Source organism: Mixta hanseatica, assembly GCF_023517775.1.
Taxonomy (GTDB): Bacteria; Pseudomonadota; Gammaproteobacteria; order Enterobacterales; family Enterobacteriaceae; genus Mixta; species Mixta hanseatica.
The window spans coordinates 889,523-907,305 of record NZ_CP082904.1; the positions used below are offsets into that span (position 1 = coordinate 889,523).

A 17,783-nucleotide genomic window follows, 5' to 3' on the forward strand; every position below is an offset into this window, starting at 1 on the left:
GAGCAGGGCAGCGCTTGCTGCCCAGTAGATTAATTAAGTGAGGCGCCGCCGCAGATGACCAACTCCTGTCCGGTAATCGCGGCGGCGGCGGGAGAAAGCAGAAAGCTAACCAGCGCTGCCACTTCATCCGGTTGAATATAGCGCCCGATCGGCGGCAGCTTCGGCGGTGAACTGGCGCGACCGGGCTGATTAAGCATCGGCGTGGCCGTTGCGCCAGGCGCCACCACATTAGCGGTAATACCGCGCGGCGCCAGCTCTGCCGCCCAGCTCCGCGCCATTCCCACCATTGCCGCCTTAGTACTGACATATTGACTGCGTCCTGCCGCCCCGCGCGAGGTGCGGCTGCCAATCAGAATAATGCGCCCGTCGGCGGGCAAGGTATTCACCAGCGCATTGGCAATGATTTCGGCTACCTGCACATGTAAATACCATAGCCGCTGGCTGATTTCCTCGTCCAGCGTACCCAGCGCTGCCGCCTGCATCAGGCCAGCAGCGTGAATAAAGGCATCGACCGGTGGCAGTTCGCTTAGTACTGCCGCCAGAGCCGCACGATCGTAAAGATCGACGGCGATCGAATGCAGGGCTGGGTGTTCACTGCCTTCTGCCGAACGGCTCAGTCCGCTGACCTGCCAGCCCTCTTGCAGCAGTCGTTCCACGATAGCGCGTCCAATGCCGGAGCTGGCGCCGGTCACCAGCGCGTGACGGCTCATCGCTTTCCTCGTAATAAATCTGGTGAAACCTTAAATACCGCTTTGCGCACGCGTGCAGGTTTATCCACAGCACACAGCGCCTGATGCGCTTCGCCCGGCGCAAAGATAGCGAAATCGCCCGGCTGTAGGTGAAGCTGCTGACGCAGCTGGGCATGCTCCACAATAAACAGATCGGGCTTACGCTCTTCTGCCGGTGCCTGACGGGCGTCCGCCACGTCATAGCGAATAATTTCTTCGCCAGCTAACAGCACCTGAATATCCAGCCACTGACGGTGGTACTCGGTATGACGCTGATCGATCGGCGCGGTTTGACTGTCGCCAATATGGCAAAACCAGTCAGGGCCCTCCGGCTGCCAGCGGCCGTCCGGCATCGCCTGTAGCGACGCCAGCGAGCATTCCGGGCGCGCCAGCAGCGCGTAAAGCGTATCGGGCAGCGTCGCCAACGCCAGCGCGTGCAAAGTGCCTGTAATCATCCGTTTCTCCTTATTCAGCTGTGGCCCAGCTTTCATCCACGCGCACGTATTTAATCGCCTGACGATGCCAGGTGTAGGCGATATGCAGCACACCATCCGGCCCCTGTTTGATGCTGGGGTAGGAGAGTTCACGGTTCAGCTTCTGCTGTGAATTATTGGTCATGCAGTAGCCGTCGCCTTCCTCCAGATTACGCTGCCATGGCCAGCTTTTGCCGCCATCTTTGGAGATAGCCAGCGTCATCGGTGCCCGCGGTGCCCCCCAAAATGCGCTGCGGCCGGCAGAAATTATCGGCTGAACGGCAGTGCTCGCCCGATCCTCTTCGTCTTCGATTTCGTCATAGAGCGAGGCGCGTCGTTCACTGGCTCCTTCGGCGCTCATATTATTAAATACCAGTGCTAAGTCGCCGTTCGCCAGCGTGGTGACCTGAATTGAGGAGTTGTTGTTAGGCAGTGTTGTTGGCTGCGGAGCGCTCCAGCTCTGGCCGCCATCGTGGGAACGGCTTTGCCAGATAAAGTCCGCCCAGCGGCTGCGGTAAAGCGCCAGCAGCGAACCATCCTTTAGCAACGTGATATTCATATGCACGCAGCCGGTGCTGTCAGGAACCGGCACATCCTGCCAGCTCTGGCCATTATCGCGTGAGATTTTCACCGCGCTAATGTCATTATCTCCCACCCATTTTTCACCTGGCGCGGTTTGACAGTAGAAGACCGGCAGCAGCCAGTCGCCGTTCGGCATCAGCACAATCGGCTGACGAATAAAGGTGCCGGGCTTATCCAGCAGCGTTTTAATCTCTCCCCAGCTGCGCCCGAAATCATGCGACTGGCGATAGCGCACGATCGCCGTATCCTGATTACCTGACTTCTGCGCCGTCCATAGCAGCCACAGCACATTATCTGGCGCCAGAAACAGCACCGGGTTTTGCTCCGAGCGGCTGGGATCGTCTGAAAGCTGTTGCGCTGGCGACCACTGGCGACTGTCTTGAGTCAGTCGTGAGCAGTAAATGGAGATATCAGCGATGCCTTCCTGCGTGCCGCCAAACCAGACGCAAAGCAGGTCGCCATTCGGCAACGGCAGCAAATTAGCTGCATGATTTTGCGGGCAGAGCGACGGCAACATGGCCGTCAGACGCTGCGGATCGCCGTCAACGGTGACGATTTCGCCTTTTACAGGCTGGGTAAGGGTTGCTTGCGTCATTTCAGGCTCCACTCTTTTGCATATTAGTTTTGGTTACCGGCCGTTTTTGTGGGATGAGATGATCCAGCACCATAATCACCGCCGGGGTAATCAGGGCGATATACATGTTGTTAATGCCGAACGGATCGCCTAACAGATACCACACTGAGGTCACCACGCAGGCGCCGATCAAGCCAGCATTAGCGCCGCGTGCGCTTTTAAAGAAGGGCAGATAAAAGGCCATCATCGCAACTACCGAGATCGACAGGCGAATGGCGCGGGTAAAGAAGGAAAGCTTAAGCACCTCCGGGACGAACAGCACAAATATCAGCGGCAGGAAACCAATCGCCAGTGACAGCCAGCGGGTCATTTTGAACTCACGTTCCGGCGTAGGGTTGCGCATTGGGACATAGAAATCTTTCACAATCAGCGAGGCGATAGCCAACGCGACGGTGCTGACGCTGACGAAAATCGATGCGACCAGGGAGGTGGTGACAATACCCGCCAGCCAGGGGTTCATATCCTGTAAAAAGACCGGCATAGCGTACAGGCTGTCGATATTCGGATGTAAAAATTTCGCGGCGACGCCGATAATCGCGATGGCGATAGCAATCGGCAGGCAGAACAGGAAGGCGATCCAGGTGGCGCGCTTAGCCGAGGCGGCATCTTTGGTCGAGGAGATAGCCTGAATAACAAACTGAGTGCAGAAAATAGAGCCGATAGTGCCGATCAGCCAGGCAAAAATCGTGCTGGCGCCGATATGGCCATCCCAGGTCCAGTAAAAGTCCGGCATCTGTTGCACCATCGGCGAAATACCGCCGCTCATATGCAGCGCCACGCCCAGAATCACCAGAATGCCGAAGTATTTTATGCCGCTGTGCAGCAGCGTAACCCAGGCCATGCCTTTCATACCGCCAAAGGCAAAATAGAAGGTACTGACAATGGCGGTAATAAAAGCCGCTACCGGCAGGTTAACTTTCAATACGGTTGAGATGGCCGCCGCGCCGCTAACATAGTTGCCCACGTTAACCAGCAACAGGGCATAGATCATAATGATGGAGATAATGTTTTTGGTCGAGGTGCCGTACTTTTCCGCAATCGCGCCGGAAATGGTAATTTTGCCGGTGTTATAGATGCGTTTTACCAGCAGCAGGCCGAACAGCGGAAAGCCGATCGCCGCGCCAATTACCGACCATGAAGCGGCGAAACCGTTTTCAAAGGCGGCCTGCGCGGTGCCGATAGTGGACTTTGCGCCGATATATTCTGACATCAGCATCACACCTACGATAAATGCCGGCATCGCACGCGAGCCTTCCATAAAGTCCCCGCTGCTTTTACTACGCAGTCGCCAGGTCATCCAGGTGGTAAATAAAATATACGCGACCACAATTCCGATAATGATCAGCGTATCTACAGTCGTAAATTCTTTCATATTGATATCTCAATAAAAAACGCCAGGCTCTAGGGTTCCGGAACGCAGGCGTTCAGGAAGTTAAGCTTGTCCCATCGATACTTGATGAGCCGTGGCGTTTTCTTCATCAGAGATGGGTTCGATTTTTCCCATAAGAAACAGGTAATTAAGGATCCCGACAACCACCAGCATGGCCGAAAATACCAGCGCCCAAGTGAAAGAACCTGTGGCGGCGACAATGGCGCCGGTGATAATAGGCCCAACTGCTCCACCCATATTTGAGACGGTGTTTTGTAGTCCTGCGACAACGGAAACGCTGTTTTTTGGCGCAACATCGCCTGGCAACGCCCAGACTTGGGAAGCGGCTACCGTAGTCCCGGATTTTGCTACGCAGAGCAAGAAGACGGTCATAAAGACTGAGTCGGTAAAAGGCGCGAAGCCAATACAGAGCGCCATTAGCAGGCCGATAGTGAGAAACAGCTTACGCGTAGCAGTGAGAGACAATAATTTTTTATGAACAATGCGATCGGAAATCCAACCAGCCAGGACTTCGATAACCATGCCGCATAACAGGGGCAGGGCGGCTATCATTCCCATCTTGATAAAGTCCATTCCTTTATCTTTTACCAGATAGGTCGGCAGCCAGGTGATAAAGAAGTAGGAGGTATAATTAATGGTAAAGAAGCCAATACACATTGCCCAGATATTGCGGTAGCGTAGTAGCCGGTACCATTTCATTGGGCGGATGCGCTTATCGCCATGCTTGCGTAGCTGGCCATCACGAATCAGGCTGATTTCTGTGCGGCTGATATGTTTATGTTCTTCAGGATTTTCCGCATAGATAAAATACCAGGCAATTACCCATAACAATCCGACGCTACCAATAACCAAAAAGGTTATACGCCAGTCAAACAGAGCGATCATCCAGACAATCAGCGGCATCGCCACGGCTCCACCAAACTTAGATGCGCTGTCGAACAGACCGGATACGGTGGCGCGCTCTTTATCAGGAAACCAGCGAGCAGCAATTCCGGCATTGCTGGGATAAGCCGCAGCCTCGCCCACTCCCAACGCAAGGCGCAACGCCAACAGTGATTTAAAGCCTGTTGCCAACCCCATTACGGAAGTTGCGATGGACCACCAGGCAACGGCAATACCTAATCCCTTTTTTTGGCCGAAGCGGTCTGCGAACCAACCTGCTGGGATTTGCAGCAGCGAGTATGACCAGAAGAAAGCCGCCATGATGAAGCCCATGAGTTCAGGGGTCAGGCTTAATTCATCGATAAGATGCGGTGCAGCCGCTGACAGCACGGTGCGATCGATATAGTTAATGGCGATAGCCAGCCACATCAGGCCTGCTATCCACCAACGTATACGTGTGTTTCCAGCAACAGTATTCATAGTTTTAGCCCGGTACAGAGGATGTTATATGCAGGCGCGATTCCTGCTTTATTGGATGGGGCGGCAAATACACCCCTGGCTTAATTACAAAGAATTCATGATGTTGACAGGAGGTTGTTGTTCTTTAACGCACTGTATAATTTGCTGTACGCAACGTTCGCCAATCGCGCCGATTGCCCCGTCGGTATACCCAGCGATATGAGAGGTGGGAATAAAATTATCCAACGAAAATAGCGGGTGCGTTTTCAGCGGCTCATGCGCAAAAACGTCTGCCGCAGCACCAGCGATCGTCTTGTTGCCTAGCGCCTGATAAAGGTCATTTTCATTAACGATCCCTCCTCGGGAAACGTTAATCAGGAAGGCGGATTTTTTCATTTTATTGATACGGGCGGCGTCAAACAGGTTGTTGGTTTTATCAGTAAGCGGTGCATGTAGGGTGATAAAGTCGCTTTGTTGGGTGAGATCATCCAGTGAAACGAGGCGGATATTCTGTTCAGCAGCAAACTTTTCATCGGGATAAAAATCATAGGCAAGTACACGCATATTGAAGCCACGGGCGCGTAGGGCAACCTGTTTACCAATATTACCCAGGCCGATGATGCCAAGCGTTTTGCCATAAACGTCGGTAGTAAAAATACGGGGCCATTGGCCACTGCGCGTTCCGTTTGCCGCCTGTAGGATTTGTCGGGCAGCTGAAAGAATGAGTGCAAATGCAAAATCTGCTACGGCATGCTTATTAGCGTCAGGCACGTTAGTGACGTAGATCCCGCGCGTTCTGGTAGCCGTTAAATCGATATTATCGACGCCGACGCCATGCTTGCAGATGATTTTCAACTGAGGCGCCTGAGCAAGTAAATCTTCATTTATTTCCGTAAATGCGACGATCATCGCCACGGTTTCAGCCAAATGGGGTTCCAGTGCGCTTAAGGGCGCGTCGGCGGGAAGCCTTATTAATTCAAAACCCTGCTGATGCAGCGTGACAATAGGTTCATCGTCATATTTTGCAAAAGAGGGAGAGGTACAGATCACTTTCATCTTGCGTCTCCTGTTATTAAAGAGAGCAGCAGCGCAGGGCTGCCGCAAAATTAGCGAATGTACTGATTCACGATCTGGCGGATGCGCTGCTCGTCTGCGGCGCTGAACCGCACCGCATAGCGGCTTTCGCCTACATCTTGTCCCATCAGCGCCAGCGCTTTTTTCACCGCGGCGGGTGAAAAGGCGACGTTGTAGAGATCGGTGCGCAGGCCGGTAACGTTCTCCTGCGCCTGTTGTGAAGCGGCGAGATCGCCCGCCTGGAAAGTACGCCAGATAGCGTTAATTTCCTGCGGCGCGACGTTGGCCAGGCCAGAGATGCAGGCGGTGCAGCCTTCAACAAAGCCGCGGTGGATCAGCGAATCGGGCCCGTTCAATACGGCGAAATTATCCATGCCCTGCGCCGCCTGGAGGAATGCGTTCAGGCTATCGTAGCTGCCGGCGCTGTCTTTAATGCCGATAATATTGGGATGCGCGGCCAGCGTGCGTACGGTCTCCGGCTGCAGCGTATTACCGGTGCGCGCCGGGATGTTATATAAGAACAGCGGGACCTCGAGCGCGTCCGCCACCGCACGGTAATGCCAGATCAGCTCTTCCTGTTTGAGCGGCACAAACCAGGGGGTAATAACCGAAACCGCATCAACGCCAAGCTGCGCCACCTGTTTACCAAGGCGTATCGTTTCCCGCGTGGAAATCTCACCAATATGCGCCACCACCGGCGCCCGGCCAGCCGTTTCATCAACGCAGGTCTCAATGACCGCCAGCTTTTCCTGCTCGTTTAACACAAAAAATTCGCCGTTAGTGCCGCCACAAAAGATGCCGTTGCCTGCCTGTAGCTGACGGCGCACCTGCTGGCGCTGCGCCGTTGGCTTAAATGCGCCCTCGGTATCAAAGGTGGTGACAATCGCGGTTAATACGCCTTCAATTTTCTGTTTCATTACTACCTCGTTATTCAGGCCTGTTGGGTGGGGAACAGCGTTAAATAAATATCCCGCACCATGCTGGCGCTTACGGGAGCCGGGACATTTTTAATTAAACGCTGCACGTCCAACGCCGACTCCACCAGCTGCGGCAGCTGGTCAGCATTGATTCCCAGCTCATCAAGGCTGGCGGGAAGTTTTAGTCGGCGCACCAGCGCGGCGAAATAGTCCACCAGCGCGTGAGATTTTTCTTCAGCATTCAGGGTGCGATCGGCATCAGGTAACAGGTCATACGCCTGAGCAAACTTACTGACCGCCGCCGGACGTACCGCGCGCATACAGGGCGCGAGCAGGATGGCATTAGCGACACCATGCGGCAGGTGATATTTGCCGCCCAACGGATAGGAAAGCGCATGCACCAGGTGCGTACCGGCATGGGCGATAGCGGCGCCGCCGTAATAAGAAGCCCACAGCATATCCAGGCGCGCCTGTAAGTTCTGCGGCTCGGCGACGCTGGTTTCCAGGCTGGCAAACAGCTTCTTCAGGCCAATCAGCGCGTAGTTATCGCTAACCGGATTGGCGACGGTGGCGGTAAAACATTCAATCAGATGGCACAGCGCGTCGATACCGGTAGAAGAAGCGATATGCGGCGGCATGCTGGTGGTCAATTCCGGCACCAGCGCCACGTAATCGGGCAACATGACCGGAGAGATAATCCCAACCTTCGTCTCTTGCTCCGGGATCGCCAGAATCGCATTAGGCGTAGCTTCCGAGCCCGTTCCGGCCGTGGTCGGTATCAACAGAGAGGGCAGACGCGTCGTCGGTTTTTCTCCCGCCAGCAGCCGATCAAGCGTCGGCTCGCCGGGCATACACAGAACCGACAGCAGTTTGGCGACATCCAGCACGCTGCCGCCACCGATGCCAATGACCATTTCTACCTGGCGGCCATTCAGACTCTCCAGCTGTGCGGCGACATCATGCTGGCTCGGCTCCGGCGGTACGTTATCCAGAATAATCAAGCTGTCAGCCTGGCGCCGCAGCTGTTCTTTTAGCGTCGCAACGGCAGGAATGGCGCTGATATTTTTATCGGTTACCAGCAGCAGGCTGCGTCGATTCTGTATCAGGTAGCCGATATCGTTAAGCGCCTGAAAGCCGCTGATAAGGGTGCTATTGATATTCATAAGGTGCGCTTTTTCTCCCCTAAAGCTGGATGATGATTTTATTTCTTCAGAAAAATGACGGCTGTTGGTCAATTTTATAGGGGAAATCGCGTGTGATTAATTTGAAGTTGCTCGCGTTTAATCAATTGTGATTGAATATAATCATTAACGAGTTGGGTATTTACCTCCGCTGGAGGCTAAACCTTTAAACAGGATGGCGAGCGAAACGTAATGCAGCCAGCAAGGAGAATTTATGAAAACAATCGTCATCGCTGATGATTTTACCGGCGCTAACGATACCGGTGTTCAGCTGGCGAAAAAGGGCGCGCGCACCGAGGTGATGCTTTTTGCAGGGCAGCAGCCGTCACGTCGCGCCGATGTGCTGGTGATTAATACCGAGAGTCGCGCCCTCAGCCCATCTGACGCAGCGAAGGCGGTAACGCAGGCGTTAGCCGGCTGGAAACAGCAGGATCTGCTGATTTACAAAAAAATCGATTCAACTTTTCGCGGCAACGTGGGCGTGGAAATTGAAGCGGCATTGCACGCCAGCGGTAAAGGACTGGCGCTGATCGCCGCGGCGATCCCGGGCGCTGGCCGCACCACGCTTAATGGGGAATGCCTGGTGCATCAGGTGCCGCTGGCGCAAACCGAGTTTGCCAGCGATCCGCGCACGCCGATCAACTCTTCACGCATTAAAACCATTTTGCAGCAGCAAAGCGGGCTGCCGGTGACTGAGGTCGCATTGCCTGCGGTGCGCAGCGGCGAGTTGGCCGCGCTGCTGCGGCAATATCAGCATCAGGCGCCAGCAATGATCGTGGTGGATGCGCTAACCGAACAGGATCTGTCGGTGATTGCCGAAGCGGCTCTTTCGCTGGCGGAAACTCCGTTGCTGGTGGGCGCAGCGGGACTGGCTGCAGCGTTGCCTGCCAGCGCCTGCATCACAACTCATCTGGCCTTACCTGTGCTGGTGCTCGCTGGCTCAATGAGCGAGGCGACGCGTCGGCAGGTGGCGCTGGCTATCAGTCAGCAACGCGCGCAGGTGGTGGAGATCGATGTGGCGCAGCTGCTGAAGGATGAATCTCCCGTTGTTAGCGAGCTGGTGCAACAGGCGACTTCGCTGCTTGCTGCCGGTCAGCACACTATTTTACGCACCAGCCGTAGCGAAGCGGATCGCCATCAAATCGATCGGCTCTGTCAACATATGCAGCTCAGCCGGGCGGCGCTGGGTGAGCGGCTCAGCCAACGGCTGGGGAAACTGACGTTGGCGATCATTGAAAGTACGCGTATCGGCGGACTGTTTCTGACGGGCGGCGACATCGCCATCGCGGTGGCAAAGGCATTAGGCGCAGAAGGTTATCGCATTCAACAAGAAGTCGCGCCCTGCATACCCTGCGGCGCATTGATTAATAGTGAAATTGATGATTTGCCGGTGATTACCAAAGCTGGCGGATTTGGTACAGAGAGTGCGCTTTGTGACGCGCTCTCGTTTATTGAGGAGATGTACAGTGACCACTAAGACCATTGCGGTAACCATGGGCGATCCGGCCGGTATCGGCCCCGAGATTATTGTCAAAGCGCTTGCTGAAGGGGAGTTAAATGGCGCGCCAGTCGTGGTGGTGGGCTGCCTGGAAACGTTAAGGCGCGTAATGGCGCAGGGCAACCTCCCGCAAACCGAGCTGAAAGAGATTACCTCCGTGGCGCAGGCGCAGTATACGCCCGGCACCATTAACGTGCTGGATGAACCGTTGGCCGATCCGCTGGCGCTGGTGCCGGGTAAGGTGCAGGCCCAGGCGGGCGATTTAGCTTATCGCTGCGTGAAGCGCGCCACGGAACTGGCGATGGCGGGCGAAGTACACGCCATCGCCACCGCACCGCTCAATAAAGAGGCGCTGCATTCTGCCGGTCACCTGTACCCGGGTCATACCGAACTGCTGGCGCAATTAACCGAGAGTAAAGATTACGCGATGGTGCTCTATACCGACCGGTTAAAAGTGATTCATGTCACCACGCATATCGCGCTGCGTAAATTTCTCGATACCCTGAACCAGCCGCGCGTAGAGACGGTCATCGGCATGGCGGATACCTTTTTGCGCCGCGTCGGCTATACGCAGCCGCGCATTGCGGTCGCCGGGGTGAATCCGCACGCTGGAGAAAACGGCCTGTTCGGCGATGAAGAGATTAATATTGTCGGCCCGGCGATTAAGGCGATGCAGGAAAAAGGCATCGACGCCCGCGGCCCTTGCCCGCCGGATACGGTTTATCTGCAGTGTTATGAAGGGCAATATGACATGGTGGTGGCGATGTATCACGATCAGGGCCATATTCCGCTTAAGCTGCTGGGTTTCTATGACGGCGTCAATATTACCGCCGGCCTGCCGTTTATTCGCACCTCGGCGGACCATGGCACCGCATTTGATATTGCCTGGACAGGTAAAGCGAAGTCTGAGAGCATGGCCGTCTCGATTCAACTTGCGATGCAACTTGCATAGGGAAAGATGAAAGGACAAAGTCGCCTTGACCAGATTATGGATTACCTGAAAGGGCATAATCTGGTTACCGTTGATCAATTGGTGACGGCCATTTCCGCCTCGCCCGCCACTATCCGCCGCGATCTGATTAAACTGGATCGGGAAGGCGTTATTAGCAGGACGCACGGCGGCGTGACGTTAAACCGTTTTATTCCTGAGCAGCCTACTACCTCTGAAAAAATCCAGCGCAATCTGGCTGAAAAGCAGGCCATTGCGCGTGCTGCGGCTGCGCGGGTCAAAGCGGGCGATGCGGTAGTACTGGATGCGGGCACCACCATGCTGGAGCTGGCGCGTCAGTTAACGCACCTGCCGCTGCGGGTGATTACCGCCGATCTGCATATCGCGCTGTTTCTTTCCGGTTTCCGGCAAATTGAAGTGACGATCATTGGCGGTCGCATTGATGATTCCAGTCAGTCGTGCATTGGCGAACATGGGCGCCGCCTGTTGCGTACGCTTCATCCTGATATTGCCTTTGTCAGCTGCAATTCATGGAGCCTGGAAAAAGGGATCACTACGCCTACGGAGGATAAAGCCGGACTGAAGCAGGATCTGCTGCTTAACGCCCGTCAGCGTGTGTTGCTGGCGGACAGCAGTAAATATGGTTCCTGGTCGTTGTTTTGCGTGACGCCGTTGCAGGCGTTAACGGAAGTGGTTACCGATAACAGGTTAAGTGAAGAGGCGCAGGCATTGCTCGAAGGGCAAGAGTTTGCATTGACGCTGGCGGATCCGCTGGCGCGATAAACGAAACGGGGCGGCGTTTCCGCCCCGATAAAGCGCTGGCTTTACTGCGTTTTCAGGCCCAGGGAAGGGATATTCCGGCCATAATAGATTTCACGCATCTCCTTCCACAACAGATCGGTGATCCGCTTATGTTCTTGCGGGCTCAGGTCTTCCGGTCTGGTGTTGAACAGGTAATGTTTGAGATCGAATTCTTTCAGCAACATCTTGGTGTGAAAGATATTTTCCTGATAAACGTTCACATCGACCATGTCATACATCGTCTTCATATCTTCCGACATAAAGTTCTGTATTGAGTTGATCTCATGATCGATAAAGTGCTTCACGCCGTTAACGTCACGGGTAAAGCCGCGTACGCGATAATCAACGGTAACGATATCCGATTCCAGCTGGTGGATAAGATAGTTCAGCGCTTTAAGCGGTGAAATCACGCCGCAGGTGGAAACTTCGATATCGGCGCGGAAAGTACATAATCCGCCTTCGGGATGGCTTTCCGGGTAGGTATGGACGCAAATATGACTTTTATCCAGGTGGGCGACCACTGAACCAGGCAGCGGACCGGGATGCTCCGAATTATCAATATCTTTCGGATCGATCGGCTCTTCGCTAACCAGAATGGTGACGCTGGCACCCTGCGGTTCATAATCCTGACGCGCAATATTCAGCACGTTGGCGCCGATAATTGAGCAGGTCTCGGTCAGGATTTCAGTCAGGCGGTTAGCGTTGTATTGCTCATCAATATAAGCAATATAACCATCGCGTTCGGCCTCACTGTTCGCATAGCAAATGTCGTAGATACAAAAACTCAGGCTTTTTGTCAGGTTGTTGAAGCCATGTAGTTTCAGCTTTTGCAATTTAGTTCACCCCCTTATAAATGCCCGGTCGGCGCCGACAGCGCATTCAACAGATATTGCGGCAGAGCAAAGCTGCCCGTATGGATTGCCGGATTATAGTAACGGCAGTTCAGTCCTGCTGAGGCAAAGCGCGCCTGCAGCGTAGCGGTATCAAGCTGACGCAGCGCCGGGTTATCGCTTGCCCAGGCAAAGGTCATGATGCCGCCGTAGTAAGTCGGGATCGCCGCCTGATAAAAGCTGACATCGCTGAAGTAGTGGCCCAGTTTGCGATGGCTGGTGACCGCTTCGTCCTGCTGCAGGAAGCTAACGCCATTCTGCGCGACAAAGATGCCATTTTCATTAAGACAGCGTTTACAGCCCTGATAAAATTCAGAGGTAAACAGGCTTTCACCCGGGCCAACCGGATCGGTGCAGTCCGAGATAATCACATCAAACTTTTCGTGGGTTTGCGTAACGAAGTTTACCCCATCGTCGATCACCAGACGGAAGCGCGGATCGTCATAAGCACCGGCGCTGTGGTTGGGCAGATACTGACGGCAAAACTCGACCACGCCCGCATCGATTTCCACCATCGTAATCTGTTCCAGCCCGGTATGACGACTGACTTCACGCAGCATACCGCCGTCGCCGCCGCCGATAATCAACACCTTTTTGGCGTTGCCATGGGCCAACAGCGGAACGTGGGTTAACATTTCGTGATAGATGAATTCATCGCGCTCGGTGGTTTGCACCACGCCATCCAGCGCCATGACGCGACCGAAGGCCGCATTTTCGAAAATAATCAGATCCTGGTGCTCGGTCTTCTCACGATAAAGAATGTTGTCTACCGTGAAATACTGACCAAAGCCGGCATGAAGCGTTTCATACCAAATTTCATTTTGGGCCATGGTGGGGCTCTCCTCAGAATAGCCATGAAAATTGGGCGGCACATCATAGCTAACTCTGACGGGGGTTGCACGGTCAAATTAGCAGCAGGAGAGCACAGGAAGGCGGATTACTTAACGTAAGCCAGCAAACTGAGCGAATCGCGCGCCAGTGCCTTACATTTCTTATCGTTAGAGACAGCAATCCCGCTCAGATCGCGATAGCTCTCTTCTCCCAATACTTTCATGTTGTAGCTGGCATAGTTGGTAAGATCCCAACGGTTCTGCTGGGCAAAGAAAACCAGTGCCTTGCGGATTTGGGCATCAGGCAGATCCTGGTAGCCGCAGTCATTTTTTAGATAGACAAATACCGCGGTCAGATCGGCCAGATCTTCCGCTTCTGACTCGCTAAGCGCAAAGCTGGTGGATGAGAAGCCAAGAAGCCCCGACAGCAGCAGGGCTTTGATGCTCTTCGTCATAATCATTCTCTAAAAATTGCAATAACCTGACGTTAGCACAGTTATGAGCGGTCTTCAGGCCATTTTTACGCTTTGTTGCCGTTTGTGCTAAAAATCGTCATTTTTGCCGTATGGCTGTTTTCGGTGGATACCTGGAGCAAGCAGCAGAAGCATTATCAAACCGGCCAGGGGGGGACTTGTGACGCATCGAATGAAAAAAATAGTTTAATCATAAGTAGGCTATTAAAAGATAAAATGAAATGTTCCGGGCATGCAAAATGCGTTAAATATAAAAGAGTAAATTGAGCCATGTCTGATAGCGATAAATGTATCTTCCAGAGAAGCTCAGAGACCCAAGGCGTTTGAGTTGATAAATAGCCAATCTGTACCGTGACGCATAATCTGCAATATGCATAAAAAATTTAACTCTGCTGTGCCGCCTTTTCGCTATAAAAAATATGCTTGATAAAGGAGGGAGTTAGTATGGCTATTAAAAGCTTCTATTATTCTCAATTAGCAGATTTAAGGATAGAGGGGGGTTGGGCTGCATGCGAGCTATTCTATTCATCTGGTTATAAAAAATGAAAATATGGAAAATGGTAAACATGTCTATGTTGCGGCAACAGGCAGGAGCAATGCAGCTAAAGCTGCTGGCTCGGGAACGCTTTTATTCTGGTGTAAAGTAAGGACCTCGTTTGATAACAAAATCTATGTCTTAGAGAGGGCAAAAGGAGATGTCTGGGCGACAGGTATAGATGATATAGTCATAGGAGCCACTTCTTTTTTCTTACCCATTACAACCTGGTTTACACCATCTTTAGAAGTTGAAGCAGGGTACTTTTATGACTCAGGCCATACAGGAACGGTTCCTCCCATGCCGCCAGGTATGAAAAGATTGATAAACCTGACACCATTTCAAAGGTAAAATCAGAGATGCGTATGCAACGAGCCATAACCCTGATGATCATTTTCTTGTTTGCCGCCATGCCCACGTATGGTTCGGCGGATTATGTTGATGCGCTAACCAAAGAAGCGTCCGATTTAATGCGTAAGTATGCGCTTGCCGATAATCAGGAACAAAAACAGGCGCTGGAGGAAATTGCCGCTTTGGCAAAGAAAAATAAATCAAATGAAAATGTTATTAGAATATATACCCAAATCCTTGCCTCAAGCGGTCATTATAAAAAAGCAATAAGTGTACTGGAGCCGTTTACCAGAGAAAGACCTGAGTCTGCCTTGTTGCTCCAGGAATGTATGCTAAAGGAGAGAGTCCGTCAGCATGATGCACAATGTTATAAAAACGCTCTCTCTGCCGCTGAAAAGAAAGGTGTTAATAATCTGGATTACCTGATGATTTTATATTTTTCAGGCGATAAACGATTTGATCAGGCAAAAGAAAAATATCTCTGTCATAACGGCAGTGATGCAATAATATCGATTTTCGATAAAAGTAGAGATGAGGTTTTAAAACAGCTATACCCTAAATAATTAGGTTTCAGGTTTAGTCAAACTGCGTTAGCAGCCTTCGCTTCACATGAGCCTCTCCTCATCCTGAACTTGACTTTGCCGTTGGGGCAAGGTTTAGGATAACGTCCTCATTGCGATTAAGGACGCCATCATGCAACGCCGCGACTTTCTTAAACTTACCGCAGCGCTGAGCGCCGCGGGTCTGCTCCCCTTCTGGTCAGGCCGTGCGCTGGCCGCTGGCCGCCCGGCGCTGCCGATTCCCGATCTGCTGACGCCCGATATTCATGGCGCGGTGCGTCTGATTGCTCAGACCGGCACCAGCCACTGGAACGGCAAAGCAGTGAATACCTGGGGCTATAACGGCGCGTTGCTGGGGCCGGCGATTGAGATGACGCGCGGCAAAACGCTAAAAGTGCTGATGGAAAACCGTCTGCCGCAGGCGACAACGGTGCACTGGCACGGGCTGGAGGTGCCAGGGGAAGTAGACGGTGGGCCGCAGGCCGCCATCGCGCCCGGCAGCCAGCGTACGGTTTCTATTACGCCCGATCAGCCAGCGGCAACCTGCTGGTTTCATCCGCACCAGCACGGTACCACCGGTTATCAGGTGGCGCAGGGTCTGGCCGGGCTGGTGGTGCTGCGTGATGAGGAATCTGAAAAATTACTGCTGCCGAAGCAGTGGGGCGTGGATGATATTCCGATTGTCTTGCAGGATAAACAGCTCACGGCAGAGGGCACCGGGATCGATTATCAACTGGATGTGATGCGTGCCGCAGTCGGCTGGTTTGGCAATCTGATGCTGACCAACGGCGTGCCTTATCCGCAGCAGGCGGTGCCGCGCGGTTGGCTACGTTTACGGCTGCTAAACGGCTGCAATGCGCGCACGCTGAATCTGGCGGCCAGCGATAAGCGCACGTTGTATGTTATCGCCAGCGATGGCGGCCTGCTGGCGGAGCCGGTACAGGTAGAGACGCTAATGCTGTTGCCGGGCGAGCGTTTTGAAGTATTAGTCGATGCCAGCAACGGCAAAGCGTTTGATTTGGTGACCTTGCCAGTTAAACAGATGGGCATGACGCTGGCGCCGTTTGATGCGCCGCTGCCGGTATTACATATTTTGCCGCTGCGGGTGATGGCCAGCGGCTCGCTGCCGGACAAACTTGCCACCCTGCCGCCGCTGCCCGCCAGCGATAATCTGCCGGGACGCTGGCTTCAGCTGATGATGGATCCCCAGCTTGATCGGCTGGGCATGCAGACGCTGCAACAGAAGTATGGCAAGCAGGCGATGGCCGGACATGAGATGAAAGGACACGCAGCGGCGCCACAATCCAATGCCGCCGGTCACCATCATCAGGCGATGGCGCATCAGCAGGCGTCAAACGGTCACGATCATGCAATGGCGGATATGTCGCATCAGAGCGCTTCCGGCTATGATTTCCACAACGGAAATAAAATCAACGGCCTTGCTTTTGATATGAATAAACCGATGTTTGCCGTGAAGCAGGGTCAGCTGGAAAAATGGACCATTTCCGGTGAGGGCGATGCGATGCTGCATCCTTTCCATATTCACGGCACGCAGTTTCGCATTCTTTCAGAAAACGGCAAGCCGCCTGCGCCGCATCGTCAGGGATGGAAAGATACGGTGCATGTGGAAGGCTGGCGTAGCGAAGTGCTGGTGCGCTTTAACCATCAGGCCAGCGCCCAGCATGCCTATATGGCGCACTGCCATTTGCTGGAGCATGAAGATACCGGCATGATGCTGGGCTTTACCGTTGAGTAATAGTGAACTGGCTTGCAAAGGGCGCAACGGTTGAGCGTTGCGCCCTTTAATATGTCGCAGCTGGAAAACAGGTATTAAGCAGCATATAGCCCGGCTTTTTTATGTGCAGGCGTAGTAACATTGGCCTGCTTACAACATAAAGGAGTATGTTTATGCAAATCAGGTGGAAGCCATGAGTGCATAACATTCGTTCAGCGCCCCGATTTTTATACCGTAAGAAATGTGTTACTCAAGGCACATAAAATTCGCGTGCCTGGCTCACGCAATGGATTGATGGCGTATGGTTATGTCGACGTGCAGGGAGAGCACAACTTTGCAAACTGCAAAATACGTTAAAAAAGCCGTGGGCTTTGCGATCTGTTTTCTTGTGGCTTTCCTTTTATCTTGCTACGGCATGCCGCTTTACTCGTTTACTACCTGAATCGTTGACCATTCCCATCAACTATTCAGCCGCTATCAGGCTGATATCTACGAACCAGATTCAGATCAGGTTACGTTCCTTTCGCTGATTATCGTTGTTGGCGTTTATGCGCTAGTTTTTTTATTGGCTGATAAAAACCGCGCTCAAAAAGTTAAAACGTTGACAGGTTACGGTACTTATCACGGCTCCCTGCGCCTGCGTGAATAAACCGAAACTAAAAAATTGGATATGATGCACAGGAGAAGAGCCGCAATAAATGCGGCTGTGAATTAACCGTCAGATGTTAAATGCAATTCTTTTACCCGTCGGTAGCTCTACATCCAGACTGAGCTTCCCACCCATTACGCATTTTTAACCGGTTGAACGTGGCCTTCAGTGGTAAAAAAGCGGATTCATACC

At 53.2% G+C, this 17,783-nt stretch carries 17 protein-coding genes; 6 read left to right on the top strand and 11 right to left on the bottom strand.

Going from position 1 to position 17,783, the window contains the following annotated elements:
* Positions 1–29: 29 nt before the first annotated feature.
* The 8 genes from K6958_RS04130 to K6958_RS04165 all read right to left on the bottom strand — a co-directional run bounded on the left by K6958_RS04130 (position 30) and on the right by K6958_RS04165 (position 8,302).
* Positions 30–710 carry an SDR family NAD(P)-dependent oxidoreductase gene (locus K6958_RS04130; protein WP_249893478.1) on the bottom strand — a complete coding sequence of 227 codons (681 nt, stop codon included), beginning with the start codon at positions 708–710 and terminating at the stop codon, positions 30–32.
* The gene (locus tag K6958_RS04135; RefSeq protein ID WP_249893479.1) at positions 707–1,183 is read right to left on the bottom strand and encodes a NanQ anomerase/TabA/YiaL family protein; all 477 of its coding nucleotides are present in this window, start codon (positions 1,181–1,183) and stop codon (positions 707–709) included. Before K6958_RS04135 ends, K6958_RS04130 begins: the two co-directional genes overlap by 4 nt.
* Before the next feature lie 10 nt (positions 1,184–1,193).
* Positions 1,194–2,378: a sialidase family protein gene (locus K6958_RS04140; RefSeq protein ID WP_249893480.1), complete on the bottom strand. Its 1,185-nt coding sequence runs from the start codon at positions 2,376–2,378 to the stop codon at positions 1,194–1,196.
* Position 2,379: 1 nt separating this feature from the next.
* Positions 2,380–3,789: a sodium:solute symporter family protein gene (locus K6958_RS04145; protein ID WP_249893481.1), complete on the bottom strand. Its 1,410-nt coding sequence runs from the start codon at positions 3,787–3,789 to the stop codon at positions 2,380–2,382.
* Between the two features lie 60 nt (positions 3,790–3,849).
* Entirely contained in the window at positions 3,850–5,169 is a 1,320-nt protein-coding gene (locus K6958_RS04150; protein WP_249893482.1) for an MFS transporter, read from the bottom strand.
* 84 nt (positions 5,170–5,253) lie between these two features.
* The gene (locus tag K6958_RS04155; protein WP_249893483.1) at positions 5,254–6,204 is read right to left on the bottom strand and encodes a phosphoglycerate dehydrogenase; all 951 of its coding nucleotides are present in this window, start codon (positions 6,202–6,204) and stop codon (positions 5,254–5,256) included.
* Positions 6,205–6,254: 50 nt separating this feature from the next.
* The gene (locus tag K6958_RS04160; RefSeq protein WP_249893484.1) at positions 6,255–7,139 is read right to left on the bottom strand and encodes a dihydrodipicolinate synthase family protein; all 885 of its coding nucleotides are present in this window, start codon (positions 7,137–7,139) and stop codon (positions 6,255–6,257) included.
* A gap of 14 nt (positions 7,140–7,153) precedes the next feature.
* On the bottom strand, positions 7,154–8,302 hold the full coding sequence (locus K6958_RS04165) for an iron-containing alcohol dehydrogenase (RefSeq protein ID WP_249893485.1): 1,149 nt from the start codon (positions 8,300–8,302) through the stop codon (positions 7,154–7,156).
* A gap of 232 nt (positions 8,303–8,534) precedes the next feature.
* Between K6958_RS04165 and dtnK the strand changes: the two genes are divergently transcribed.
* Genes dtnK through K6958_RS04180 form a run of 3 tightly spaced genes read left to right on the top strand, consistent with a single transcriptional unit; the run spans position 8,535 to position 11,550 of the window.
* Positions 8,535–9,797: a D-threonate kinase gene (gene dtnK, locus K6958_RS04170; protein ID WP_249893486.1), complete on the top strand. Its 1,263-nt coding sequence runs from the start codon at positions 8,535–8,537 to the stop codon at positions 9,795–9,797.
* Between the two features lie 16 nt (positions 9,798–9,813).
* Complete coding sequence (locus tag K6958_RS04175) at positions 9,814–10,770, top strand: D-threonate 4-phosphate dehydrogenase (RefSeq protein WP_249894594.1); 957 nt, start codon at positions 9,814–9,816, stop codon at positions 10,768–10,770.
* Between the two features lie 6 nt (positions 10,771–10,776).
* The gene (locus K6958_RS04180; protein WP_249893487.1) at positions 10,777–11,550 is read left to right on the top strand and encodes a DeoR/GlpR family DNA-binding transcription regulator; all 774 of its coding nucleotides are present in this window, start codon (positions 10,777–10,779) and stop codon (positions 11,548–11,550) included.
* 41 nt (positions 11,551–11,591) lie between these two features.
* Here K6958_RS04180 and speD read toward each other — a convergent pair whose 3' ends face one another.
* The 3 genes from speD to K6958_RS04195 form a co-directional block, all read right to left on the bottom strand.
* Positions 11,592–12,401, bottom strand: coding sequence for an adenosylmethionine decarboxylase (speD, locus tag K6958_RS04185; protein WP_249893488.1), 810 nt, complete (start codon positions 12,399–12,401; stop codon positions 11,592–11,594).
* Positions 12,402–12,415: 14 nt separating this feature from the next.
* Complete coding sequence (gene speE / locus K6958_RS04190; RefSeq protein ID WP_249893489.1) at positions 12,416–13,288, bottom strand: polyamine aminopropyltransferase; 873 nt, start codon at positions 13,286–13,288, stop codon at positions 12,416–12,418.
* 107 nt (positions 13,289–13,395) lie between these two features.
* Positions 13,396–13,743, bottom strand: a complete 348-nt coding sequence (locus tag K6958_RS04195; RefSeq protein WP_249893490.1) for a YacC family pilotin-like protein — start codon at positions 13,741–13,743, stop codon at positions 13,396–13,398.
* Between the two features lie 568 nt (positions 13,744–14,311).
* On the opposite strand from K6958_RS04195, the gene K6958_RS04200 reads away from it, so the two are divergent.
* The 3 genes from K6958_RS04200 to cueO all read left to right on the top strand — a co-directional run bounded on the left by K6958_RS04200 (position 14,312) and on the right by cueO (position 16,963).
* Positions 14,312–14,647 carry a hypothetical protein gene (locus K6958_RS04200; RefSeq protein WP_249893491.1) on the top strand — a complete coding sequence of 112 codons (336 nt, stop codon included), beginning with the start codon at positions 14,312–14,314 and terminating at the stop codon, positions 14,645–14,647.
* Positions 14,648–14,655: 8 nt separating this feature from the next.
* The gene (locus K6958_RS04205) at positions 14,656–15,210 is read left to right on the top strand and encodes a hypothetical protein (RefSeq protein WP_249893492.1); all 555 of its coding nucleotides are present in this window, start codon (positions 14,656–14,658) and stop codon (positions 15,208–15,210) included.
* Positions 15,211–15,340: 130 nt separating this feature from the next.
* Positions 15,341–16,963 (top strand): multicopper oxidase CueO, encoded by a 1,623-nt coding sequence (gene cueO, locus K6958_RS04210; protein ID WP_249893493.1) that lies wholly within the window; start codon positions 15,341–15,343, stop codon positions 16,961–16,963.
* The last annotated feature ends 820 nt before the right edge of the window (positions 16,964–17,783 follow it).